23 protein-coding genes and 2 pseudogenes are annotated in these 24,235 nt (G+C 58.2%); 12 read left to right on the top strand and 13 right to left on the bottom strand.

Translation table 11 applies throughout. The features are described 5' to 3' along the window. The first annotated feature begins 25 nt into the window (after nt 1-25). The 5 genes from ISN39_RS21165 to ISN39_RS21145 all read left to right on the top strand — a co-directional run bounded on the left by ISN39_RS21165 (nt 26) and on the right by ISN39_RS21145 (nt 5,681). Complete coding sequence (locus ISN39_RS21165; RefSeq protein ID WP_194730307.1) at nt 26-316, top strand: XapX domain-containing protein; 291 nt, start codon at nt 26-28, stop codon at nt 314-316. Beyond that, on the top strand, nt 316-2,298 hold the full coding sequence (locus ISN39_RS21160; protein ID WP_194730306.1) for an amidohydrolase: 1,983 nt from the start codon (nt 316-318) through the stop codon (nt 2,296-2,298). Before ISN39_RS21165 ends, ISN39_RS21160 begins: the two co-directional genes overlap by 1 nt. A 207-nt stretch (nt 2,299-2,505) precedes the next feature. Further along, entirely contained in the window at nt 2,506-2,946 is a 441-nt protein-coding gene (locus ISN39_RS21155) for a DoxX family protein (RefSeq protein ID WP_246763493.1), read from the top strand. Beyond that, complete coding sequence (locus ISN39_RS21150; protein WP_194730304.1) at nt 2,943-4,538, top strand: MFS transporter; 1,596 nt, start codon at nt 2,943-2,945, stop codon at nt 4,536-4,538. Before ISN39_RS21155 ends, ISN39_RS21150 begins: the two co-directional genes overlap by 4 nt. Before the next feature lie 162 nt (nt 4,539-4,700). Continuing rightward, complete coding sequence (locus ISN39_RS21145) at nt 4,701-5,681, top strand: alpha/beta hydrolase (RefSeq protein WP_194730303.1); 981 nt, start codon at nt 4,701-4,703, stop codon at nt 5,679-5,681. Nucleotides 5,682-5,849: 168 nt separating this feature from the next. Here the strand turns inward: ISN39_RS21145 and ISN39_RS21140 are convergent, their stop codons facing one another. Beyond that, a complete protein-coding gene (locus ISN39_RS21140; protein ID WP_246763367.1) occupies nt 5,850-6,578 on the bottom strand; it encodes an AraC family transcriptional regulator in 729 nt (242 codons plus the stop codon). On the opposite strand from ISN39_RS21140, the gene ISN39_RS36510 reads away from it, so the two are divergent. Next, nucleotides 6,552-6,911 carry a hypothetical protein gene (locus ISN39_RS36510; RefSeq protein WP_246763366.1) on the top strand — a complete coding sequence of 120 codons (360 nt, stop codon included), beginning with the start codon at nt 6,552-6,554 and terminating at the stop codon, nt 6,909-6,911. The two genes, ISN39_RS21140 and ISN39_RS36510, sit on opposite strands and share 27 nt — an antisense overlap. 135 nt (nt 6,912-7,046) lie before the next feature. Further along, entirely contained in the window at nt 7,047-7,880 is an 834-nt protein-coding gene (locus tag ISN39_RS21135) for an AraC family transcriptional regulator (RefSeq protein WP_194731852.1), read from the top strand. Between the two features lie 334 nt (nt 7,881-8,214). On the opposite strand, the gene ISN39_RS21130 is transcribed toward ISN39_RS21135, so the two are convergent. From ISN39_RS21130 to ISN39_RS21115, 4 genes are read right to left on the bottom strand one after another with little or no spacing between them, the layout of a single operon-like run. Further along, nucleotides 8,215-9,738, bottom strand: coding sequence for an adenylate/guanylate cyclase domain-containing protein (locus ISN39_RS21130; RefSeq protein WP_194730302.1), 1,524 nt, complete (start codon nt 9,736-9,738; stop codon nt 8,215-8,217). 35 nt (nt 9,739-9,773) lie between these two features. Continuing rightward, the gene (locus ISN39_RS21125) at nt 9,774-10,139 is read right to left on the bottom strand and encodes a response regulator (protein ID WP_074071048.1); all 366 of its coding nucleotides are present in this window, start codon (nt 10,137-10,139) and stop codon (nt 9,774-9,776) included. 14 nt (nt 10,140-10,153) lie between these two features. After that, a complete protein-coding gene (locus ISN39_RS21120) occupies nt 10,154-12,826 on the bottom strand; it encodes a response regulator (RefSeq protein WP_246763365.1) in 2,673 nt (890 codons plus the stop codon). A 38-nt stretch (nt 12,827-12,864) separates the two neighbouring features. Continuing rightward, nucleotides 12,865-13,611 carry a DUF3365 domain-containing protein gene (locus ISN39_RS21115; RefSeq protein ID WP_194730300.1) on the bottom strand — a complete coding sequence of 249 codons (747 nt, stop codon included), beginning with the start codon at nt 13,609-13,611 and terminating at the stop codon, nt 12,865-12,867. A gap of 294 nt (nt 13,612-13,905) precedes the next feature. On the opposite strand from ISN39_RS21115, the gene ISN39_RS21110 reads away from it, so the two are divergent. Then, nucleotides 13,906-14,061 carry a hypothetical protein gene (locus ISN39_RS21110; RefSeq protein WP_246763364.1) on the top strand — a complete coding sequence of 52 codons (156 nt, stop codon included), beginning with the start codon at nt 13,906-13,908 and terminating at the stop codon, nt 14,059-14,061. Nucleotides 14,062-14,064: 3 nt separating this feature from the next. Here the strand turns inward: ISN39_RS21110 and ISN39_RS21105 are convergent, their stop codons facing one another. From ISN39_RS21105 to ISN39_RS21095, 3 genes and pseudogenes are all read right to left on the bottom strand, one after another. Then, nucleotides 14,065-15,144 carry an alpha/beta fold hydrolase gene (locus tag ISN39_RS21105; protein ID WP_246763363.1) on the bottom strand — a complete coding sequence of 360 codons (1,080 nt, stop codon included), beginning with the start codon at nt 15,142-15,144 and terminating at the stop codon, nt 14,065-14,067. Nucleotides 15,145-15,337: 193 nt separating this feature from the next. Then, nucleotides 15,338-15,520: pseudogene (locus tag ISN39_RS21100) on the bottom strand (gfo/Idh/MocA family oxidoreductase); the annotation flags it as partial. A 200-nt stretch (nt 15,521-15,720) separates the two neighbouring features. Continuing rightward, nucleotides 15,721-16,152, bottom strand: a complete 432-nt coding sequence (locus ISN39_RS21095) for an Lrp/AsnC family transcriptional regulator (RefSeq protein ID WP_194730299.1) — start codon at nt 16,150-16,152, stop codon at nt 15,721-15,723. Between the two features lie 139 nt (nt 16,153-16,291). Here ISN39_RS21095 and ISN39_RS21090 point away from each other — a divergent pair, with 139 nt between their 5' ends. Further along, a complete protein-coding gene (locus ISN39_RS21090; RefSeq protein WP_194730298.1) occupies nt 16,292-17,395 on the top strand; it encodes a saccharopine dehydrogenase family protein in 1,104 nt (367 codons plus the stop codon). Between the two features lie 331 nt (nt 17,396-17,726). Here the strand turns inward: ISN39_RS21090 and ISN39_RS21085 are convergent, their stop codons facing one another. Beyond that, nucleotides 17,727-18,188 (bottom strand): NUDIX domain-containing protein, encoded by a 462-nt coding sequence (locus tag ISN39_RS21085; RefSeq protein ID WP_194730297.1) that lies wholly within the window; start codon nt 18,186-18,188, stop codon nt 17,727-17,729. Between the two features lie 167 nt (nt 18,189-18,355). Between ISN39_RS21085 and ISN39_RS36505 the strand changes: the two are divergent. Beyond that, nucleotides 18,356-18,554 (top strand): annotated as a pseudogene (locus tag ISN39_RS36505) (EF-hand domain-containing protein); the annotation flags it as partial. Nucleotides 18,555-18,698: 144 nt separating this feature from the next. Here ISN39_RS36505 and katG read toward each other — a convergent pair. Then, on the bottom strand, nt 18,699-20,900 hold the full coding sequence (katG, locus tag ISN39_RS21080; RefSeq protein WP_194730296.1) for a catalase/peroxidase HPI: 2,202 nt from the start codon (nt 20,898-20,900) through the stop codon (nt 18,699-18,701). A gap of 234 nt (nt 20,901-21,134) precedes the next feature. Here katG and ISN39_RS21075 point away from each other — a divergent pair, with 234 nt between their 5' ends. Then, nucleotides 21,135-22,073, top strand: a complete 939-nt coding sequence (locus tag ISN39_RS21075; RefSeq protein WP_194730295.1) for a hydrogen peroxide-inducible genes activator — start codon at nt 21,135-21,137, stop codon at nt 22,071-22,073. Nucleotides 22,074-22,089: 16 nt separating this feature from the next. Here ISN39_RS21075 and ISN39_RS21070 read toward each other — a convergent pair whose 3' ends face one another. From ISN39_RS21070 to ISN39_RS21060, 3 genes are all read right to left on the bottom strand, one after another. Further along, nucleotides 22,090-22,320 carry a hypothetical protein gene (locus tag ISN39_RS21070; RefSeq protein ID WP_194730294.1) on the bottom strand — a complete coding sequence of 77 codons (231 nt, stop codon included), beginning with the start codon at nt 22,318-22,320 and terminating at the stop codon, nt 22,090-22,092. A 282-nt stretch (nt 22,321-22,602) separates the two neighbouring features. Further along, on the bottom strand, nt 22,603-23,184 hold the full coding sequence (locus tag ISN39_RS21065) for a cysteine hydrolase (protein WP_194731850.1): 582 nt from the start codon (nt 23,182-23,184) through the stop codon (nt 22,603-22,605). Nucleotides 23,185-23,201: 17 nt separating this feature from the next. Then, nucleotides 23,202-23,432: a hypothetical protein gene (locus tag ISN39_RS21060; RefSeq protein WP_194730293.1), complete on the bottom strand. Its 231-nt coding sequence runs from the start codon at nt 23,430-23,432 to the stop codon at nt 23,202-23,204. 228 nt (nt 23,433-23,660) lie between these two features. On the opposite strand from ISN39_RS21060, the gene ISN39_RS21055 reads away from it, so the two are divergent. After that, nucleotides 23,661-24,158, top strand: a complete 498-nt coding sequence (locus ISN39_RS21055; protein ID WP_074071038.1) for a ferritin-like domain-containing protein — start codon at nt 23,661-23,663, stop codon at nt 24,156-24,158. Nucleotides 24,159-24,235 lie beyond the last annotated feature (77 nt).

Below are 24,235 nucleotides of genomic sequence, written 5' to 3'. Positions count from 1 at the left end.
TCCTCCAAAGCGAAGGGTCTCCTCCATGAAAATCTATCTCCTGTCACTCGGTGCCGGCCTGCTGGTGGGCGTGATCTACAGCCTGCTCAATGTCCGTTCGCCCGCCCCGCCTGTCGTCGCTCTCATCGGTTTGCTTGGGATCCTCGTCGGCGAGCAGCTCGTGCCGCTGGCAAAAAGCATCTGGACTCGCGAGCCTGCTGCCCTTTCCTGGCTTCATCAGGTAAAGCCGCACATGTTCGGCCACCTCCCGCAAGGCGGTCCGAACGTGGTGGAGGTGACCTCCCCCCGCAAACATCCGACCTCGGGGAAAAGCTGATGACGACGCGCCGCACCTTCCTGGGCGCAGCTTCGAGCCTCGCCTTTTCAAATCTGTTTTCTACGGCCCATGCCGCCGATCCCGTCAAGACCGGAGTCGCTCCAATGTATCCAGATATCGTCCTTCATCATGGATTGATCACCACGCTCGACCGCACCAACCCGAATGCCACGGCGATCGCCATCAAGGATGGCTTGTTCATGGAAGTGGGCAGCGACAGCGAGATCATGGCGCTTGCCGGACCGAATACAAAGGTGATCGATCTAAAGGGCAAACGTGTGCTGCCCGGCCTGATCGACAACCACACCCACGTCGTGCGTGGCGGTCTCAACTACAATATGGAACTGCGTTGGGATGGCATCCGCAGCCTTGCCGACGCCATGGACATGCTGAAGCGGCAGGTGGCGATCACGCCAGCCCCGCAATGGGTGCGCGTCGTCGGCGGTTTCACCGAACATCAGTTTGTCGAAAAGCGCCTGCCGACGATCGAAGAGATCAACGCGATCGCGCCCGATACTCCGGTTTTCCTGCTCCATCTCTATGACCGGGCGCTCCTGAACGGCGCCGCACTTCGTGCCGTCGGTTACACCCGCGATACGCCGAATCCGCCGGGCGGGGAAATTACCCGCGATACCAATGGCAACCCGACTGGCATGCTGCTGGCAAAGCCGAATGCCGGCGTTCTTTATTCGACGCTCGCGAAGGGGCCGAAACTGCCGTTCGACTACCAGGTCAATTCCACCCGCCATTTCATGCGCGAGCTGAACCGGCTCGGCGTCACCGGCGTCATTGATGCCGGGGGCGGTTACCAGAACTACCCGGACGACTATGCGGTGATCCAGAAGCTGTCGGATGAAAATCAGCTGACTGTCCGGCTTGCCTACAATCTCTTCACGCAGAAGCCGAAGGCGGAGAAGCAGGACTTCCTCAACTGGACGCAGACGGTCAAATACAAGCAAGGCAACGATTATTTCCGTCACAACGGTGCCGGCGAAATGCTGGTCTTCTCCGCCGCGGATTTCGAAGACTTCCGCCAGCCGCGCCCGGACATGGCCCCGGAAATGGAAGAGGACCTTGAGGGTGTTGTGCGCATTCTCGCCGAGAACCGTTGGCCTTGGCGTCTTCACGCGACCTATGACGAAACGATCAGCCGCGCGCTCGACGTCTTCGAGAAGGTCAACAAGGACATCCCGCTCGAAGGCCTGAACTGGTTCTTCGATCATGCCGAGACCATTTCCGATCGCTCGATCGACCGCATCGCGGCCCTTGGCGGCGGCATCGCCACGCAGCATCGCATGGCCTATCAGGGCGAATATTTCGTCGAGCGATACGGCCACGGGGTCGCCGAGGCGACGCCGCCGATCAGACGCATGCTCGACAAGGGTGTCAACGTTTCGGCCGGCACGGACGCGACGCGTGTCGCTTCCTACAATCCTTGGGTCTCGCTTTCCTGGATGGTGACTGGCAAGACCATCGGCGGCATGCAGCTTTATCCGCGTTCCAATTGCCTCGACCGTGAAACGGCGCTGCGCATGTGGACTGAAAAGGTTACATGGTTCTCGAACGAGGAAGGCAAGAAGGGCCGCATCGAAAAGGGCCAGTTCGCTGACTTGATCGTGCCCGACAAGGACTTCCTCTCCTGCGCCGAGGACGAGATCTCCTTCCTCACCTCCGACCTAACAATGGTCGGCGGCAAGATCGTCTACAGCGCCGGCGACTTCAAGACGCTGGACGAAAACGACGTGCCACCCTCCATGCCGGACTGGTCGCCGGTGCGCAAGTTCGGCGGTTATGCCGGCTGGGGCGAACCGGAAGGGGCTGGTCGCCATTCCCTGCGTCGTACTGCAATCGCCTCCTGTGGCTGTGCCAGCGATTGCGGCGTACATGGTCACGACCATGCCAGCGCCTGGACATCGAAACTGCCGATAGCCGACCTCAAAGGCTTCTTCGGAGCTCTCGGTTGCTCGTGCTGGGCGGTGTGAAGCGACGTCCGCATCGTGCTCAGCGAATGGAATGGGTAGCGGATTGCGCTGCCCGTTCGACCTACGAGCGCAGATTTATTGCGATAATCGCAATTAATTCAAAACTATTGATGCAATTGTTGGCGGCAATCTTTCCGGCCAATATCGCTCCACAAGCCGAAAAAGTGCCGCTCGGTTCGACCGGCCAACACTACAGGAGCAGACATGATTGATCATTCTTCATCCACGGGCCGCCTAGGCGCGCTTCTCGCGGGTGCCGTCGCGGCGCCGGCAACGCGGTCCCTAGCGCTTCTTGCTCTCTGCGCCGCCTACATCCAGGGGCCGCTAACCAAGATCTTCGACTTTAACGGCGCCATTGCCGAAATGGAGCATTTCGGGCTTCACCCGACAACGTTCTTCGCCGTTGCCGTCATTGCCTTCGAGCTTGCGGCCTCCGCCATGGTGGTTTCCGGCTTCGGGCGCTGGGCGGGTGCTCTGGCTCTCGCCGGTTTCACCTTTATCGCGACCCTCGTTGCGCTTCGATTCTGGGAAATGCCTTCCGGGATGGATCGCATGATGGCGACGAATGCCTTCTTCGAACATCTCGGTCTCGCTGGCGCGTTCGTGATCGTAGCAACAATCGATATCGCCAAGGGAACGAGCAAATGAGCGTCACAAAATCCTCCGGTAGCTTCGCACCGCTCCGTCAACCCGTCTTCGCGGTGCTATGGGCGGCCACGGTTCTGGGCAACACCGGCAGTTTCATGCGCGACGTCGCCAGCTCTTGGCTGATGACGGATCTTTCCGCTGCCCCTGCGGCCGTCGCCATGGTGCAGGCGGCCGGCACGCTGCCGATCTTTCTGCTGGCAATCCCGGCAGGCGTTCTCTCGGACATCCTCGATCGTCGTAAGTTCCTGATTGCCGTGCAGATCCTGCTTGCCTCGGTCAGTCTCACGTTGATGGCTCTTGCCCATACAGGATTGCTTACGATCAGTTCACTGATCGGACTGACCTTCCTTGGCGGTATCGGTGCGGCGCTCATGGGACCGACATGGCAGGCGGTTGTGCCCGAACTCGTGCCTCGCGAAGATGTGAAGAGTGCCGTCGCTCTGAATTCGCTGGGCATCAATATTGCGCGCTCAATCGGCCCTGCGGCTGGTGGCTTGCTGCTCGCCGCTTTTGGTGCCGCCGTTACCTACGGCGTCGACGTTGCGACGTACGTCCTCGTCATCGCGGCGTTGATCTGGTGGCCGCGCGCCAAGGATGCCAACGACGCGTTGTCGGAAGGGTTTTTCGGCGCCTTCCGGGCAGGACTGCGTTACACCCGCGCCAGCCCGACGCTTCATGTCGTGCTGCTTCGAGCGACGATCTTCTTTGCGTTCGCCAGTGCTGTCTGGGCGCTGCTTCCGTTGGTCGCCCGCCAACTCCTGGGCGGTGACGCCAGCTTCTACGGCATCCTTCTCGGCGCTGTCGGTGCAGGTGCAATCGGCGGTGCGCTCGTCATGCCGCGGCTGCGGCAGCGTTTCGATGCCGACGGCCTGCTACTCGGATCTGCGCTCGTGACGGCGTTGGTCATGGCGGCGCTGTCGCTGGCTCCACCGCAATGGCTGGCGGTCGTTATCCTTCTGTTCCTCGGTGCAGCATGGATCACCGCCCTCACCACGCTCAACGGCGCCGCGCAAGCGATCCTGCCGAACTGGGTGCGGGGGCGGGGCCTTGCCGTCTATCTGACTGTCTTCAACGGTGCGATGACGGCCGGCAGCCTCGGCTGGGGTGCTGTCGGCGAAGTTGCTGGCGTGTCGGGCACATTGGTGATCGGTGCGGGCGGACTGCTCGTGGCTGGACTGATCATGCACCGTATCAAGCTGCCGTCGGGCGATGCCGATCTGGTCCCGTCAAACCACTGGCCCGAACCACTCGTCGCAGAACCGGTTCCGCATGATCGAGGCCCGGTCCTGATCCTGATCGAATACAATGTCGAAAAACATCATCGCACCGCCTTCCTGCATGCGCTGGACAAAATGTCCCACGAGCGGCGGCGTGACGGTGCCTACGGATGGGGTGTGACGGAAGACTCTGCCGATCCGCAAAAGATCGTCGAATGGTTCATGGTGGAATCCTGGGCTGAACATCTCCGACAGCACAAGCGGGTGTCGAACGCCGACGCCGATCTTCAAGGTCAGATGCTTGCCTATCATTCAGGGACGGACAAGCCTGTCGTCCGGCATTTCCTGGCAATCAACCGGCCCGGCGCGGCTTAAGATGGCCAGCAGAGAGCGGCCGGGCCGCACCCTCCATTGTTGCGAAAATCGCAATCAAATCAAAACTGTTGGTGCAATTGTCGGCATTGGCTCTCGACGGCATATCGCGCTAACGGACGAACACAGCCTGAGGGCACAAGACAGGGATCGCAGGACGCGAAAATGACTGAGAACGCCCCTTCCATCACGCGCCGCGGCGCATTGCTTTCCGGAGCTGCCGCCGCCGCGGCCATGGTGCTCCCCTCGTCGTTCGGCTTTGCGGCCAACATTGCTTCCACCACCGCCTCAATTAAAGGAGACAATACAATGGGCTACATCACCACCAAGGACGGCGTCGAAATCTTCTATAAGGATTGGGGTCCGAATGATGCCCAGCCGATCGTCTTCCACCATGGCTGGCCGCTCTCGTCGGACGATTGGGACGCACAGATGCTGTTCTTCCTATCCAAGGGCTATCGCGTCGTCGCCCATGACCGACGCGGTCACGGACGCTCCGCGCAGGTCGCAGACGGTCACGATATGGACCACTATGCCGCCGACGCCTTCGCTCTCGTTGAAGCCCTCGACCTGAAGAATGCCGTTCATATCGGGCACTCGACAGGTGGCGGTGAAGTCGCCCGCTATGTCGCAAAATACGGTCAGCCTTCCAGTCGCGTCGCCAAGGCTGTTCTGGTCGCCGCCGTACCGCCGCTGATGCTGAAGACCAAGACAAATCCCGGCGGCCTTCCGATGGAAGTCTTCGACGGCATTCGCAAGGGCGTTGCCGAAAACCGCGCGCAGCTCTTCGTCGACTTTCCCACTGGTCCCTTCTACGGATTCAACCGTCCCGACGCTAAGATCTATCCTGGCGTCATCCAGAATTGGTGGCGGCAGGGCATGATGGGCAGCGCCAAGGCCCATTACGATGGGATCAAGGCCTTCTCGCAGACCGACCAGACGGAAGACCTGAAGGCAATCACCGTTCCGACCCTCGTCATGCATGGCGACGACGACCAGGTCGTGCCGATCGACAACGCCGGCAGACTGTCCGTGAAGCTGGTGCAGAACGGTACTCTCAAAGTCTACAAGGGCTATCCGCACGGCATGCTGACAACCCATGCCGATGTCCTGAACGCCGATCTCTTGAAGTTCGTCGAGGGCTGATTAGTGAGTCCGGGTGCGGCTGTTAGCGCCGCATCCGGATTCGCGCGAAACAATCCCATCCAAAATAGTCCTCATCAGAACATTCCTCGGCATCTTCCTCAAAGCCGAGATCGACGGGAATGGACGTGGGAAAGATCGGAGCGTAGCGCCGCTCGATCGTGAAATCAGTTAGTGCCGGTTGCGTGAACGCCACTCCCGCGGAGTGACTCCCACGGCCTTCGTGAAGGTCTCGACGAATGTGTTCTCATCCGCAAAACCGCACGTTTCAGCCACTTGGGCGATGGTCTCACCGGTCCGGCTCAGTTGTGATTGGGCCTTATTCATCCGACACGCCGAAATCCATTCGAGAACGGACTGCCCAGTCGTATTCAAGAAGCCGGAACGGAGCTCATCCGATGAAAAACCGGTCGCGTCGGCAATCTTATCGACCGGTATGTTGCCCGATAGGTTCGCAGCTATGTACGTCTTGATGCGCTTTTCCTGCATAGGAGACAGCTGACCGCTGGCCAATAGGCGCTGGGCGGGCGACCGTCCGTAACGGTGCGCGAGATGGGCGTTTAACGCCAGCCCGATATGCGGAAGCAGCGTATCCCTTACCTCTTCCGGCATATCGAACATCGGCATCAGTGCTCCACCAATATTGCGGATCACCTGATCGTCAACCCCGCGACAGGTCGCAAGGTCATCGACGCGAGGTTCTCCTGCGTCCTTCGCCAGCTCGGCAAAATGCGAGCTCGGGATATGAAACGCAAGGGCCTCAAACCGACCGCGAATGGAGATTGCGGCTCCATCCTTCAGGCTGATTAGACAAATCGAGCCTCTGGGATACCTCTTGAAAGGTGCCGGAGGTCGGTCTGGCCAGATGTCGGAATGGTCGACATCGACGAGATAAAGCATGACCAGGAAGGCGTCATCGGCCGGAAGGAAAACAGGATGCTCGCCGTCTTCATAGGAGTGGTCAAGATGAACGACAGAGAGCTTCGCCTCGCGAAGAGGCCTGATCGCCAGCGCCCTCGCTGCCTCGACACCAAAACATGCCGCAATTCTCTCACTGGCCGCCAACGCTTCACTCACATGTGTCTCGATCATCCGGGCTGGGGACTGTATAGCCGTCCGCTGAAATGCCACGCCTTGAAGGTTCCTATACACCTTTCAAACGTCTATCTTGAACAAAAGCATCCTCGTCGAAGAGATTCGGCGACCTACCAGAAGTCAGCGCGGAAGGCCTGAGCCACCAAAGTGGGTCAGAACCCAGCTCCAGCGACTTCAAAATGAAAGTTGTGCGTCTTGGTTCCTATTTCCGACCGTCACATCAAATCACCCGCTGGACCGGCGACGGACGGTTTTGGATGTCCTCTGAAGCAGTTGTCGATCAACCAGGCTTTGGCAGGATCGGATATCGCGGTCTTCCGCAAGGGAACGAGCGTCATGCAGCTCGATCAGGTCAAGACATCGGCAAGCGATCGAGGTTTCGTTGTCGGCGTATCTTCGCTCGGTGGCCATACGCGGCGCATCTATCATCAACATCATGCGACCAACCACGATTTTACGGAAAACTCGATCTATATCCGCGATCTCTCCGAAGGCTACAAGGCAGATCTTAGCGGTCCTTTCGATTTCCTTCTGCTTGAAATTTCGCCTGCGTCTCTCATCAGGATTGCCGAAGGCGCTGAACTTCCCGGTGTGACGTCGCTGGCAGCCGAAACCGCTTCAAAAGATATCGTGCTTGCCAATCTTTGTCGCGCGTTGATCCCGGCACTCGAAAAACCCGAGGAAGCAAGCGCGCTGTTCGTCGACCAAATGGCGACTGCCATCGGGACCTATCTGGTCCAACGCTATGGCGATCGGCCCATCGCAGCCTCCAACAGATCACGAAGCCTGTCGCGTTCGCATGAGCATCTGGCGAAAAGTCTGCTTCGCGAAAACCTCGACGGCAACATCTCGATTTCGGAGGTCGCGAAGGTTTGCAATCTGTCTCGAGGCTATTTCATCCGCGCTTTTCGGGAAACGACCGGGATGACACCATATCAATGGCTTCTCAGCGAGCGGGTAAATCGCGCCCGGGAGTTGCTTCGGGCCTCGAATGCGCCGCTTGCCGAGGTGGCCATCGCCTGCGGCTTCGCGGATCAGAGCCATTTCACGCGGGTTTTTTCGAGTATCGCCGGCCTGACGCCTGGCAATTGGCGCCGAAACTCCTGAGTTAATATTTTGGGCTCTGTGGATGCGATGTCCTTGCAGCTGTCCCTTGAACCGGTCTCACATAATTTTGCCTATCCACATTCAAGGCACATCGAGCAACTTTGAGAATCTACGCCAAGTGCGTCATGCCGGATTGCGGGGTCGGCATCAGTCACCCGGATTTAGTCTTGCAAGTGCGCGCTCCCGCCGCGCAATGACGGCGTTTCCACGCTATCGGGAGAGTCTCATCAGCACCTATTTCGGCGTCTACACGGCTTGAAACAGCAACCACGAACCGTTGTGCACCAGCCGTCGTTCTTTGCAACAGGGACGCATGGAACCGCGACAGGATGTGTTATTCCAAAAGGTAGGTTGTGCATCTCCCGATGCCGCGAATATTGATGATTTCCCGGCGGGCGGGCATACGCCCTTCGCCAATTGCATCGAACGTCGCTTGCGATATCTGAATTTGACCTGGTGCGCCGCAAGACTCCATGCGACTTGCAACATTCACCGTATGTCCCCAGACATCATAGACAAAGCGTTTCCGACCGATCAGGCCAGCGATGACCGGCCCGCTATGAATGCCAATCCGCAAGGTGAGCGCTGATCCATCATCGACTCGTCCAGACATTTCGGCCAGCAGTGCCTTGGCGAACGCAACGCCGGCGACGGCGTGATCCACGCGAGGGTCCAGTAGTCCCGACGCGGCCATATAGGCATCACCGATGGTCTTGATCTTTTCGATGCCATATTGATCAGCAAGTTCGTCGAAACGACTAAACAGGTCTCCCAGTCTCCGGACTAATGCTGCAGCCGGCGTTCGCGCTGCAAATTCCGTGAAGTTGACGATGTCGGCGAAAATAATAGTCACCATATCGATGCGATCGGCGATCACTTCCTCTCCGTCCGCAAGCCGCTTCACCACCTGCTTCGGAAGAATCGCATGAAGCAGGGCGTTTGCCCGCTCCTTCTCGAATTCTATCTGCGCCAGATATTGCTTTTCGCGCGTTCGCCAACGACGACGCTCGAGGCAGGCGGTAATGCGGGCTTTAAACAGGACGGGATTGATTGGTTTGCGGAGATAGTCCTCGGCCCCCGCCTCAATGCAACGGGCAACGGCGTCGTCATCCTTCAGGCCGGAAATCATCACGACCGGGATCTCGCGAGAGTGTCGGTCCGATTTAAGCTGGCCGAGAAGCTCTATACCGTTCATGTCCGGCATCAGGACATCGGCCAATACGAGGTCGAATTCCTGCTGATCGAAGATACGAATCGCCTCTTCGCCGGAGCTTGCCGCTACGACGGTGTGTCCATCGCGGCGGAGCCGTCTGGACAGGAGATCGCGATTTGACGCCGTGTCGTCGACGATGAGGATACGTCCTGCGCGTTCCGTGACGGCCGAAGAACGGGTCGCCATTGTCCTAGCCAGATCGGCGGCAATCGTTCCATCGAATTTAGGCTGAAATTCCTGATCCGCATCAGGAGGCGACCCATCAAGTGTTTCGTCAATCTGCGCAAGCAAATTGCGGCTTTCACGAATGACCTTCGACACATCCTCCAGCAGACGCGCCGGCAAGGTATCGGCGAAGTCCTCGATCAACATCTCGGAATAGCCGAGGATGGCATTCAGGGGCGTTCTGAGATCATGCCGTAAAAGCCTATCGAACGAGGGGGCATTCCCACTCTCCGGCGTTTCGATGTCGAGAAGCCGCTTGATCAATGTATTCAGCTCCCGGGCGGCGCTCAATATCCTTTCAAGGTCCGGCAAAGCATCACTGGGTCCGGCTTCACGCACCTCTTCCGTAATCAGTTCCTGATAGCCCAGAATGGCCTGGGCTGGATCGACGATGTTTTGGGCGATTCTGGCGATATACATCCGATGCCCGATGTCTCGAGATTGGGCCACGATCGTTACCCTCCGGTCAAACGGGCGATCTTGTCGAGCAGACCCAGTAGTTCGATCGGTTTGGTGTCGTAGTCGTCACAACCGGCCTCGATTGCCTTTTCACGATCGCCGGCCATGGCATGGGCGGTAAGTGCGATCACCGGTATGGCAGCAGTGTTGGGATTTCTTTTGATCCGCTTCGTTGCTTCCCAGCCGTCGATGACAGGAAGGCTCATATCCATCAGAACCAAGTCCGGCTTCGTGGTCACGGCCGCCTCGACGCCGGCGAGCCCGTCCGTTGCGCTGACAACTTCGTAACCACGTTTCTCCAAGCGGCGGGTGAGCATATCGCGGTTCATCTCATTGTCCTCGACAAGAAGAATCTTGACCATCCGAACATCTCTCCTCACGCCTCTTCCTTTTGCGGAAGATGCCGCTTTAAAGCTGCAATCAGATCGGTGCGACCTTTGGTTCCTTTTCTGACTACTTCATTCGCGCGAACGCCCAACCAATCCAGCTCTTCTCGCGTCAAATCTTTCGAAGTGACGATAACGACTGGGATATCTGCCAAGTCGCGCCTGTCTTTGATCGCCTGAAGTAGCGTGAAACCGTCCATGTTCGGCATCATCAGGTCGAGAACCATAATCGTCGGCCGTCCGGCCTCGAGTTGTTCAAGACCATGGCGACCGTCGGCCGCCTCCCGAACCCGCCAACCCTCGCGGACGAGCACCCTGCGGAAAAGATCGCGGGTTGCGGGGTCGTCATCAACGATAAGCACATCATGGCGTGCTTCGCCGGCGACTGCGTTTAGGGTATCGACGAGTTGCTGAGGGTCGATCGGCTTGATCAGATGGTCCACGGCACCGAAGGCCAGGCCCATCTCGCGATCGGCGACAACCGTCGCGAGGATGACGGGAATATCGCAGATCGCCTTGTCCGACTTGATTTCACGCAGAACGGACCAACCGTCTTGACCCGGCATGATCACGTCAAGGACGATTGCGTCCGGGTGCAATCTACGGATTTTTGCCAAGCCCTCCTCTCCACCCGTCGCCTCGATCACGGTAAAGCCTGCGCCGCGAACGGCGTCGGAGACGAAATTGCGAGCCCGCGCCTCATCATCAATCACGAGAACTGTTGGATGCGCGCTCGCACTGTCCAAGGTATCGATTTGCGGCGCATTTTCCTGGACGATATCTGTTCTGGTGATCGCAGGGATTGTGAAGCGGAAGGTCGAGCCCTTTCCGAATTCGCTCTCGACGGAAATGGCACCACCCATCATCTTGACGAAATGCTGCGTGATGGTCAGACCGAGGCCGGTCCCGCCGTAATTGCGCGTCGTCGACGAATCCACCTGTACGAATGCATGGAACAGCTTTTGCTGCTGCTCCTTCGTCATGCCGATTCCACTATCACTGACGGCAAATTCAAGCCATTCACCAACTCCGTCCTCGTAACGCCGCACCACAAGCTTAATCTCGCCGTTCTCCGTAAATTTGGCGGCATTTGAGAGAAGATTAAACAGATTTTGCCGCAACTTGGTCTTATCGGTCTCGATCTGATCCTGCTCGACGGGGGCACTCACCATCAGACGGTTGCCCTTCTTGGCGATCAACGGCGCTACGGTATTTTGAACGTCGGCAAGAAGCTGTCTTAGACTGAGGCGCTCGATGTAAAGCTCCATCTTGCCCGCCTCAATCTTGGAGAGATCGAGAACGTCGTTGATGAGCGCCAGGAGATGGCGTCCCGAGCCCTCGATCTTATTGAGATCCTCAATGAATCCGGTCTGTCCGAGATCGCTGGCATCCTCGATGAGCATTTCGCTATAACCGATTATCGCATTCAAAGGAGTGCGCAGCTCGTGGCTCATGGAGGCGAGGAAACGGCTCTTTTCTTCGCTGGCGACCTCTGCGCCACGCCTTGCCTCCTCCAGCTCCGCCTGTCGGTTCTTCAAATCCGAAATATCCGTGTAGACCGCCACGGTGCCGCCCTCCGGCGTCTTTCGCTTGGCGATGCGCAGCCATGTTCCATTGGCGAATTGCCGCTCGATCATGCCCTGCGGCTGGCGGTGACGCTGCATGGCCTCAGCGACCCAACTCTCAATGCTGCCGCCTCCGATATCGGTCGTGCCGCGTTCTGCCTGCGCACGAACGATATCTTCAAAGGCCCTTCCAGGCGTCATCAGGTCCGCAGTCTCCGGAAACAGTTGAAGATAGCGTTGGTTGACCAAAACCAGCCGGTCGTCCGCGTCAAAAAACGCGAACCCATCGGGAATGGTCTCGATCGCTGTCATCACCGTATTGCGCTGGCGCTCGGCAACCGCTTCAAGCTCTCGACGCTCGGCCTGGCTGTCACGCAGCAATCGCAACGTCTTTGAAAGTTTTCCGAATTCATCGCTGCCTTCGGGCGGCAGTTCGACATCCTCCTGCCCCCTCGTCAACTGCGTCATCGCCCTGTCGATCCGGCCGAGCGGCACCAGGATGGAGCGCAGCACCAGCCAGGTCATCAGAATGCAGGCCAATGTCGTCACGCCGGCTGCGATCAGAGCTCGTATATAGGTGTTGCGCGCCGTCGCATCGGCAGCGTCGCGCGCCAGATCGGCTTCGTTCTCGAGACGCTGTTCGAGTGACATAAGCACGGAATCGATTTGATCGCTGTAGCTTCTGGCGGCCGCCAGCCGGGAGTTGCCTATGACCCTGTTGTCATTGGTGTAGGCGTCAACGGCCTCCATCGCCTTTTCAAAGTACGCGTTCGAACCTTGTAGGATCGTATTCGCTTCATCAGGCGCGAAGACCTTGATGCGGGCCAGATCTTGTTCCAGCGCTTTGCGGGCTTCTTGCGCGCGCCGTTCCGAGAGGGTCAACAGGCTGACCGATAGATCCGTCAGCCAATAGCGGACCTCGCCAAAATGGCGATGCGCCTTGGCAGCATCGTCGAACATATGGAAGCGCGCATTCGCCTCCTCAACACGCCCCTGATTTTCACGCAAATCATGCGCCATGAAGGCGACGCTAAGGAGCAGCGCGCCCAAAAGCGCGGCCGAAAGGCAGATAAGGCGAAGCGGAATCTTTCGATCCATCAAGCGGCCGATCCGCATTGGAATGGTAACGGAGGCTCTCATTTGAACAGCGTGATGCTGATCGCACCGGCCAAATCGCCTTCAGCTTTACCCTCCTTCGGGTAGCCCGTTACATCGACCTCGCCTTTGGGTCCCCCGTGACACGTCAGGCAGGATGCCGAGTAATATTCAGGGATCAGCATGCGAAAAGACTGGCGGCTGTTCACCTCCACCTCCTCGGTAAACGATTTGCCTTTTGGCCAATCGGGAGACAGAAAATTGCTCTCTATGACGCGCTGCTCCCAATCATCCGGCCGCGCCTTGCGATTGCGGATCAGCTCTTCCGGCGCCGTCACCTTCATCCTCGCCTTGTCGCCGACCTTTTCCTCGAAACGTTCATTGACCAACCGGCCGAAGGTCGAGGGAATGAACCCCTTGAAGCCTACACCCTTCATATCGATCATGCTTTGATGTTCGTCGACAACTTCCTTTATCGCGGCGACCTGCGCATCGAACAATTGCTTATCGAGAGGGTTGAAATTCTGATCCGATACGGAATCGCCCTTGCGCTGGGCAAAGATCTGCAACGCTTCGTTGACGACACGTTGGCCCGTGAGATCCTTTTTTCCTAGGGATTCGTCGTTGATAAGCTTTTGATGACCCGAGATGACAGTCCGGCTGGCGCGCAATAATGTAGCGAGCCGTTCACCTGTAGTCATGTCATCTTCGTCGGCAACAACAAAGCCCGCCAAAACACAGATCGCGGCCCATGCCAAAAAGACACCATATATCAGGCCACGCCGCATGTTGAGCCTCGTCGTATAGTAGCCGCACCGCGATAATATCAGTTTGTGCTAAAATTCAAAAGTCATTAGTAAAAGTCAGTGACGCCAAAGGCCCCTTTCAGGTCGCGACGACGATGCATATTGCGCCAAGTCGTCGGCCTGCTTCCACGGAGAATATACGGCGCTATCGTTTGCCCTGCGACTCGCTCCGAGACGGGCCAAAATCGGGGGCCCGGACCATTTCAACCCGCTATCCCGAAAAAACCTGTCGTTCCTTCTCCGAGACGAAAAGGGGCGGGTGGCGCCTGGGGGGTCGTGCAATTTTCAACGGTGTTCGGCGCCGGCCGCGACTATTGGACCGTCGCCAGAACCGGATCGGATGTCCGCCACATGGTGGACGATTACGAATATCTGGTCCGGATTGCCTTGCCGGAGGCCGATATCATTTCTCTAGCGCAGGCCGGCGAGTGAGCATCAAGTGGGGAAAGCACGACTGCTGCCGGCAATCGTTGCCAAACCTTCTCGTCTGGATTTCGTCCTGGTCTTCGCGCGAAACACGCAGAGAACGTGGTTAGCGGTGGGCTCACGGTTGGGTCGATGACCGGCACTTGCTACGAGCACCCTGCACTTCCTCCGCGACCTCACTGGCCTCAAGACCTCGCTCGCCCAGCAAGAGATGCCGGCTCGTTGGATGGGTGAACTCGGCCGAGAAAGTCGCGAACGAGCGAGACCACCTCGTCCAGGTTGGTTTCCAAAAGCCAATGACCGCCATCCAGCAGGTGGAGCTCCGCGTCGGGGAGATCCCGAAGATAGGCACGCGCCGAGCGCTCTGGCATGTATCTGTCCTGCGGCCCCGATACGATCATCGTCGGCGGACGGTGCTTGGCGAGGTAGTTCCGATGTTGCGGGAACCAGGCGCGGTTCTCCTTCAAACCAGCGATCAGGTCGACCGCAATCTCCTTGCGCTTTGGTGTCATCAATGAACCAGTGCAGCTTCCACAAATCGGGAGGAATCCGTTCGGCGAGCTCAGACCTGACATTGTTCAGGAATTCCTCCTTGAATATTTCCTCTTTGACCGCCTCCGCCAGTGTCTCCCGCATTTCGGACCTTGGCAGCCGCCAGGTCTTCTCGATCTCGGCATATTTTGGCCCTAGTGCATCTTCATAGGGGATGTCGCCATTCTGGATGACGAGCGCCACCACGCGTTCCGGCGCCTTGATCGCCAGCCGCACGCCGATCGGTGAACCGAAGTCATGCAGAAAGAGCGCGAAACGCTCCACGCCCAGCGCTCTGACGAAGCCGTCGAGAAACTCGGCGTAGCCGTCGAAGCTGTAGTCGAAGTCATCTGGGGTTGCGCTGTAACCGGCGCCGGGAAAGTCCGGCGCAAGCAGCCGCCAGCGATCTGCCAGCCGAGGCATGAGATTGCGGAACTCGTACGATGAGCAGGGATAACCGTGCGGAAGCAGAATCACGGGCATGCCCTCGCACCCTGCCTCGCGGTAGAATATGTCGATTCCTTTGATGGTCACGTATCGATGGGTAGCCGGCGTCATGGCGTTCCTCCTGGCTGATCCGGCGCTGCACATACCCTCCTAATCCCTCAAGCATCCATCCGTTCCCGTGACTGACAACGGCGAGCGCCGGCCGCATCGAAGGCTCTCTCAACAGGAGAGCCGCCGAACCCGATGGCGGCTTTTTCATAAACCCGCCAAGGCCGCGCTCCAGAGCCGCCTTGCCGAAAGCGAGGTGTTGATCGAGACCGACGGCCATGCACACGGCGTTGAAGCCGGGCGTTCGAAGAAGCGTCTCGAAATCAGTGGGCATGGCCGAGACGCCAAACTGGCGACCTGCATTAGCAAGCCGCCTTCCGTCGATATCGCACAAGGCTGCGATCTGAACTTCATGGCGGACAAGTTGCGGAAGCAACATCTGGGTGGTCGATCGCTTTCATCCTCGTAAGGGGCACGCCGCTGCTGTGCTCAGCGAGCATCAGAGCGAGAGCTCAAGACGTTCAAGCTCGTGGAGTTCCTGTTCGACCACAGCGAAACCTTTGCCCGCCAAGCGGCGAAGACGTGCCTACTTTCGATATCTGCCGGGCACCGGCGAATAAAGGCGACGCTCTGGCATTTTCATCGTGCGATGCGGGTCGAGAGAATAATGGAGGAGAGCGTTCGTTCAACGCCGTCAATTGTTCCGATCTGGTCGATCAACTGATCGAGTTCGGCGATCGATGGCGCGGTGATGATTGCGATCAGGTCAAACGAACCACTTACTGAATGAAGCGTCGTCACCTCCTGGATCTTGTCAAAGGACGAGGTGACCTGCGAAAGCGCTTTAGGAGCGATGGTAATAAGAACATGCGCCCGCACCAGACCGGCCGTGTAGCGCTCCGACAACCTCAAGCCATAGCCCGCGATCACACCTTCCCGCTCCAGTCGCTCAAGCCGTGCTTGGACCGTCGTCCGAGACAGCGACAGCCGCTTGGCAAGCGTCGCCACCGGCAGGCGGGCATTCTCCGCGAGCAACGCCAGCAGATCGCGATCCTTCCCTGTGATTTGCATCGTTCCCACCCTACATTTCGCTCAACTGGTTCATCGTTTTGCATAATATTATACAGCGAAATGCTCGTTTCATAGCTATGATTCGACCTTGCGTTGACATCATCTACGTTCATCGAAGGCAAACGACCAGGGGACGTCTATGAAGGAAATCGTGATCATTGGGGCAGGCAAGATCGGTGGTGCGGTCGCCGCAATGCTTGCAGCGACAGGCGATTATCGCGTTACGGTGGCTGACCGTAGCGAAACGCAGTTTTCAAAGATCGATCGTCACCTCGGGATTTGCACGGTCGTCCTCGACGTCTCAGACCGCGAGAGTCTTGTCACTGTCCTTAAGGGAAAATTCGCGGTGCTTTCCGCTGCACCCTTTGATCTTACGGGATTGGTGGCTGAGGCTGCCCTCGAAGCCGGCGTACATTATCTCGACCTGACGGAGGACGTGGCAACGACTAAAAAGGTGGAGGCGTTGGCCAAAGGCGCACGGACGGCTTTCATCCCACAATGCGGATTGGCGCCCGGTTTCATCTCCATCGTCGCCAACGATCTGGCAAAGCGCTTCGACAGTCTGGACAGTGTTCGCATGCGGGTGGGAGCGCTTCCGCAATATCCCTCCAACGCGCTGAACTACAATCTGACTTGGAGCACGGATGGGCTGATCAATGAATATATCGAGCCTTGCGAGGCAATCGTCGAAGGAAAGCTGGTGAGCGTGCCGGCGCTGGAGGAGCGGGAAGAGTTTTCGCTCGACGGTGTAACCTATGAAGCCTTCAACACCTCCGGAGGTTTGGGAACCCTCGCCAAGACGCTGGAAGGGAAGGTACGCACGATGAATTACCGCACGATTCGGTATCCCGGGCATCAGGCGATCATCAAGGCGTTGCTCAACGACCTCAATCTAAAGAACCGGCGTGACGTGTTGAAGGATCTGTTCGAGAACGCCCTGCCGGCCACCATGCAAGACGTCGTGGTTATTTTCGTCACTGTCTGCGGCTGGCGCGAGGGCCGCTACATGCAGGAGACTTATGCCAACAAGGTCTATGCTGGGACTGTTGGAGGGAAGAAGATGAGTGCCATCCAGATCACCACCGCAGCCGGCATTGCCACCGTTCTCGAACTTTTGTCGCATGGTAAGTTGCCCACCAAGGGCTTCGTCCGCCAAGAGGAAGTCGATCTTACAACTCTCCTGAACAACCGTTTCGGGCAGGTCTACAATCCGGACGCAATCAAGGTGAAAGAAGCTGTCTGAAATCCTGGAACATGAGGTCCCGGCTGCTCCAAAGAGCCGCGCTTTTGGTTTCCACCGGCGTAGTCTGTTTGATGAGCCGTTGAACATCGATTGACCGGATTAAGCTCCTGTTTGCTGAAGATGCAGTGAAGAGCCATGCCCATTGAAGCATAGGGCCTTCAACGCCGGAGCGAAGACGAGAAAGAAATCGACGCCGGCCGTTCGCTCCGCGCCACGGACGGCGCAAGGCGTGCGAAGTGCGAGCGAGGGGTGCGCTTCTGCCGTTCGCCAAATGCTCACGCACAATGATCGCCTTGTTCCTGTTGGCTCGAGCCGGTGGAAAGCCGCCCAGCTAGGGTTGCCGACGTGCTGCAAAAGCGAGAAGCACCTGTTGCTGACCTTTCAATATCTTGTGTTCGGCTTCGTCAAGACGGAACCATCCGGCTCGATCAACCTCTGGAAACGCCCGCATTTTCCCTGATCTCGGAGGCCATTCGATCTGGAATGTATTGCTGACGATTGCGTCGGCGGCGATATCGGCCTCTATTGACCATACCAGCACGACTTTACCTCCGGGCTGCCGGTATTCGCCGAGCCAGTTGAAGTTTCCTTCGATTTTGGACCCCACCTCCTCGAACACCTCCCGTTTCGCAGCCTCCAGCGCATCCTCACCTTGGTCCATAAGGCCCTTCGGGATCGACCAGGCGCCTTCGTCCTTCTGCGCCCAGAACGGCCCACCCGGATGGACCAGAAACACTTCCAGATATCCGGCGGTCTGCCGGAATATCAAAAGGCCTGCGCTACGTTTCGGCATGACAAGAGCCTCCTTGGGAGGCAGGAACGAATAGCTCCTACTCTACAAGATCCGACTATACGGCGTTTGAAACTCCGCCGTTACAGTTTGACGAATATCATAGTTTCCCTCCGCCATCGTCCTAAGCTCCTGTCACCAGGCCACCATTTCAATCCAGCCGGAGAGGGCCAGGGACGATGGGTCGAGATATGATGCCGTCCGGCATGATGGGTGGAATGTCGATGGGGGCCATGCGTGGTCATATGATGAAGATCATGTTCGCCATCGCTGACGCAGATGGAGCGCTTTCCTTCGAGTAGGCAACCGCGATCCACAAACGGCGGCAAGGTCACACCCGAGGAGATGCAGGCGTTCATGCGGCAATAACGGCCGACCTGTGACAGCAAAGGCATGCACCAGGTCCCGGTCTTTATTGGTGCACGCCGGCGCGCAGATTTGCACGGAGGCAATTTGCCTCTGTTTAGCGCTCGGGCGCGGCTGGACTTCAGCCGCGCCCGAGCGCGTTTCATCTCAAGCGACGAGATCGAAGCGATCGGCGTTCATAACCTTCGTCCAGGCCGCCACGAAGTCGTGCACGAACTTCTCTTGCGTGTCGCTTTGACCGTAAACCTCGGCAAGCGCCCTAAGCTGAGAATTCGAGCCGAAGACGAGGTCGATACGGGTACCGGTCCACTTCAGCTCATCCGTATTGCGGTCGCGTCCCTCGAACACATACTTTGATCCTGGAGCCGCCTTCCAAACCGTTCCCATGTCGAGCAGGTTGATGAAGAAGTCGTTGGTGAGCGCTTCAGGGCGCGTGGTGAAGACGCCATTCTGGGATTGTCCCGCATTGGCGTTCAACACACGCAGGCCGCCGACGAGAACCGTCATTTCCGGTGCGGTCAGCGTCAGCAATTGCGCCTTGTCGATCAGCAACTCCTCGGGCGAAATGGAATATTCGCCCTTCTGATAGTTGCGGAACCCATCGGCGATAGGTTCGAGAACGGCAAAGGAGGCCACATCGGTCTGCTCCTGCGTCGCGTCGGTGCGGCCGGGTGTAAACGGAACCTCGATGTGATGACCGCCGTTCGCCGCCGCCTTCTCGACGGCCGCTGCGCCACCGAGCACGATGAGATCTGCAAGCGACACCTTCTTGCCGCCAGGCTGGGCATCGTTGAACGCCTTCTGGATGCCTTCAAGTGTGTCGAGCACGGCTGCCAGCTGGGCCGGCTGATTGACCTCCCAGTCCTTTTGAGGCGCAAGACGGATGCGCGCGCCATTCGCGCCGCCGCGCTTGTCGGAGCCGCGGAAGGTCGACGCCGAAGCCCAGGCGGTCGAGACCAGCTGGGAGATGGGCAGTCCCGATGCGAGGATCTTGTCCTTGAGATCGGCGATATCCTTCGTATCGATCAGGACGTGATCAACGGCGGGAACAGGATCTTGCCAGATCAGTTCTTCTGCCGGAACCTCCGGGCCGAGATAGCGTGCCCGCGGGCCCATGTCGCGGTGGGTCAGCTTGAACCATGCACGGGCAAATGCATCGGCGAACTGATCCGGGTTTTCGAAGAAGCGCCTCGAAATCTTTTCGTAGGCAGGGTCGAAGCGCAAGGCAAGGTCCGTGGTCAGCATGGAGGGCGCGTGACGCTTGGACTTGTCGTGCGCGTCCGGTACGGTAGCGGCACCGGCACCGTGCTTCGGTGTCCACTGATGCGCACCGGCCGGGCTCTTCGTCAGTTCCCATTCGTAACCGAACAGGTTCCAGAAGAAGTTGTTGCTCCACTTCGTCGGTGTCGTGGTCCAGATGACTTCCAGGCCGCTGCCGATGGTGTCACCGCCCTTGCCCGTTCCGAAGCTGCTTGTCCAGCCGAGGCCCTGCTCCTCGATGCCAGCCCCCTCGGGTTCCACGCCGACATGTGAGGCGTCGCCTGCGCCATGCGTCTTGCCGAAGGTATGTCCGCCTGCAATGAGCGCAACGGTTTCCTCATCATTCATGGCCATGCGCGCGAAGGTCTCACGAATGTCCCTGGCGGCGGCAAGCGGATCGGGATTGCCGTTCGGACCTTCCGGATTCACGTAGATGAGGCCCATTTGCACGGCGGCGAGAGGATTCTCGAGGTCTCGTTCGCCAGAGTAGCGCTTGTCGGCAAGCCAGGTGTCCTCGGCGCCCCAGTAGACGTCCTCCTCGGGCTCCCATACGTCCGCGCGACCGCCGGCAAAGCCGAACGTTTTGAAGCCCATCGACTCCAGCGCAACGTTGCCAGTGAGAATCATAAGGTCGGCCCAGGAGATCTTGTTGCCGTATTTCTGCTTGATCGGCCATAGCAACCGGCGCGCCTTGTCGAGGTTGACATTGTCCGGCCAGCTGTTGAGCGGTGCAAATCGCTGCTGACCGGCTCCCGCGCCGCCGCGCCCGTCGCCGGTCCGGTAGGTGCCCGCGCTGTGCCATGCCATGCGTATGAAAAGCGGGCCATAGTGACCGAAGTCCGCCGGCCACCAGTCCTGCGAATCAGTCATCAGCGCGAAGAGATCCTTTTTCAGGGCTTCCAGATCGAGTTTCTTGAACGCCTCGGCATAGTTGAATCCTTTGCCCATGGGGTCGGATAGCGAGGAATTCTGATGAAGAATTTTGAGATTCAACTGGTTCGGCCACCAGTCCCGGTTCGACCGACCGCCATGGGCCGTATGTGTATGGGCAACCGGACACTTGCCCGCGGTCTCGACTTTTGAATCCATGTTTTTATCCCTTGCGATAACTTGTACTGGGTGACCCAGTGGAAGACGGTCCCTGCAGGAAAAGAGCTTACGGCGTTAGGCGTTGCGGATATTTGGACATCAACACGCTGCAGACCGCCGTCGGTCACAAACGGGTCAGACAGCGGCCGCATCTCCTCTCTGCTTTGGGCACTATATCCAAGCTGCTTCATTAATTTAAGTTGGATTTTCTGATTGCAGCGATAAGGTGAAGTTATGACAAATTTGACGCTCAAGCAGCTTCGCTATTTTGAGGCGCTGGCCCGACAAGGCCATTTTGGACGCGCGGCAGATGTCTGTGCGATTTCCCAGCCCGCCTTGTCCATGCAGATCAAGGAACTCGAAGAAACGCTGGGGACAGAGCTCTTCGAAAGAGGCGCGCGTCAAGTCCGGCTGACCAGCTTCGGGGAAGCCTTTGCGCTTCGCGTGCGCGACATCCTGCGTTCTGTTGATGAACTGGCAGACCTAGCACGCGCTTCGCAGGACCGGCTGGTGGGGCGGTTGCGGATAGGCGTGATCCCGACGGTCGCGCCCTACCTGCTGCCTGCGATCATCGGCAACCTCACCCGCATAAATGACGGGCTTGAGATCCACGTGCGCGAGACGTTGACCTCCAAGCTGGTTCATGAACTGGCGGAAGGCAGGCTCGACACTGCAATTGTCGCGTTGCCGGTATCCGAACCTTCGTTGACCGAGGTTCCATTGTTTTCGGAGAATTTCGTGCTGGTCCGACCAAGCGAGGATGAAGGTAAGCCTGTACCCAACCGCGAGGCCCTGCGTGAAATGAGGCTGCTTCTACTGGAAGAGGGGCACTGTTTTCGCGATCAGGCTTTGTCATTCTGCAACATTCATTCGGCGCTGCCGCGAGAGCTGCTGGACGGCAGCTCTTTGTCGACGCTGGTCCAAATGGTCAGCGCCGGCATTGGCGTCACTTTGATCCCCGAAATGGCCGTTAGAGTAGAGACGCGCTCGGCGTCAGTCTCTGTCGCTCACTTTCAGAGCGTTCAACCCTCACGAACGATCGGCATGATCTGGCGCAAGACGAGCCCCTTAGCCCAACAGTTCTTGAAGGTTTCTGAAATCGTTCGTCAGTCAGCCGATGCGATGCGCAAGCAATACAAATCCAGCATCGTGGACGTGGGTGCCGAGCAATAACTGGCTCCCGGCGCCGTTATTTGGGTACGCCATGTGCCTGACCTTCATCCTTGACTTCCCGCGGCGTGGGCGTGGGGATAACGCCATGATCCGGGGCCCTCACATCCTGCCCCATCGAACCATCCGAACCTACTCGACGCTCACCTTCACGGCTGGCACGTCTAGTGTCTCGCAGGGTTGTTGCCTCATCGATGAGGGAGGCCAGTTCCTCATCGGACAAGTTGGACAGGTCAAAGGTCTTGGTCATAATTCTCTCCTGGCGGGCTCTGTTTCTACGATGGTAAACGCACAACTTCGCGAAACGACCCAATGGCGGGAAGAAATTTGACCGCGCCAGAACGACCGACGAGGCGAAAAACCCTTCCTAAGCCCCACCGTTGAAAAAGGTGCGGCAGCATGGCAATGCATTATCCCGGAACTGATGCGCCATTCTCCGAAAGAACGACGAAACCCCCTGACGAGAAGCCGTGACATCGACGTCAGCCTTTGCGTGTTCCTGTGTGTACGGCCGGAGCGCGAGGAGCGTCGACTAGATGCACTGCAGAAATCGATCGGTTTCCGTCAGCTCAAGCTGCACTGAAAATCGCTCGCCCAGGAGTTCCAATGACGCCTCATGCGATTCATCTGCACCGCTACAGACAGCGTCCGTCAATAAAATGACCCGGTAGCCGAGATCGATTGCACCCAGGACCGCAGCCAATACGCAGACGTCCGTCTCGCCACCGCTGATGACAAGGGTCGACACGCCCTCTTCGGCAAGCGTCGCATGGAGCCGTCCACAGATCCAAGGTGAGTAGGTGGCCTTGTCGAAGACCCGAGCAGGCGGCACAAGGCGGGCAAGCGAAGGGACAAGCTCTATCAGACCGGACGGCAGCTGCTTGCGCGTCATCATCCACCATTTCTCATAATAGTGTTGCCACGTGCCTGGCATGTCGGCTGCGTTTTCCGGTGGAATAAATCGGGTAAAGACCGTCCGCTCGGCATGATGGCCTGCCACCGCCTCAACCAGCGGCAAGACGCGCTTCATCCATTCGACGTGCCATGGCGTCGCCTCGAAGAACAGGCACTGCATGTCCACGCACAAGTGACGCCATTCGCCAAGACTGTGCATATGCTCGCTCAGCGGCGTCATTCCTTGCTAATTTCCTCTAGGATTAAACGCAGCTCAGTGATTGGCAGGCGGTTTTCGTCGAACAGTTCGACCGACAACATGTGGACAGGGGTTTCAGGCAATCCGCCGGCGGCAGTCTCGGTAAGAGCGTTGCGGGCTTCGGCCTTTGCAGCTTGCACCCCGTCAAACTCGCAGCTCGTCTCTGCCAATTCCCCTTTCGCGCCGACGACCCTGTAAAAGTATTTCATCTGAGCTCTCCATGGGTTGTCAGTGAAACACTTTGCGTGAGCGCTGGTTCCGCGTGAAACGTGATGCCCTTGGACAATCATTCCGAAGACGACCGGCAGCCGGGTCATCTCGCAGAGGTTTTGCGTTTCGCATGTCGGTGCGCAATGGGCTTGTTGTCAGCTGATCGGAACATCCCGCGCTGCGTCGCGTTCAGGTTGGTCACTTACCCCCTACCATAGGAGAGCAGAATGGCTGCAAAGACGCTAAACGACTTGTTTGTCGACACGCTGAAAGACATTTACTTCGCCGAGAAACAAATCCTCAAAGCCTTGCCGAAGATGGCGCGCGCGGCGCAATCGGAGGAAGGCAAAGCGGGTTTCCTAAAACACCGTGACGAAACCGAAAGTCAGATCGAGCGGCTCGTGCAGGTGTTCGAGATCATCGGCAAGCCCGCTCGTGGCAAGACCTGCGAGGCGATCCAGGGCATCATCGCCGAAAGCGAAGAGATCATCGAAGAGTTCAAGGGCTCTGTTGCACTCGACGCGGGACTGATCTCTGCGGCCCAGGCCGTCGAACATTATGAAATCGCCCGCTACGGCACGCTGATCGCCTGGGCCAAGCAGCTGGGTCTGAAGGACGCGATCCCTCTCCTTCAGGCAAGCCTCGCGGAAGAGGAAGCCACCGACAAGAAGCTCACCCAGCTTGCGCAAACTTCGGCAAATGTGAAGGCAACGAAGGCTGCATGAGTCATTATTTCTGATTGCTTGGAGGGCCGCCATTCCCGCGGCCTTCCAGCATGCCCCCGCGTCGGCGCCGGAGATTG

This window comes from Rhizobium sp. 007, assembly GCF_015353075.1.
In the GTDB taxonomy this organism is placed as follows: domain Bacteria; phylum Pseudomonadota; class Alphaproteobacteria; order Rhizobiales; family Rhizobiaceae; genus Rhizobium.
Note: the sequence above shows the minus strand (reverse complement) of the source record. Positions and strands in the feature narration are given on the sequence as shown.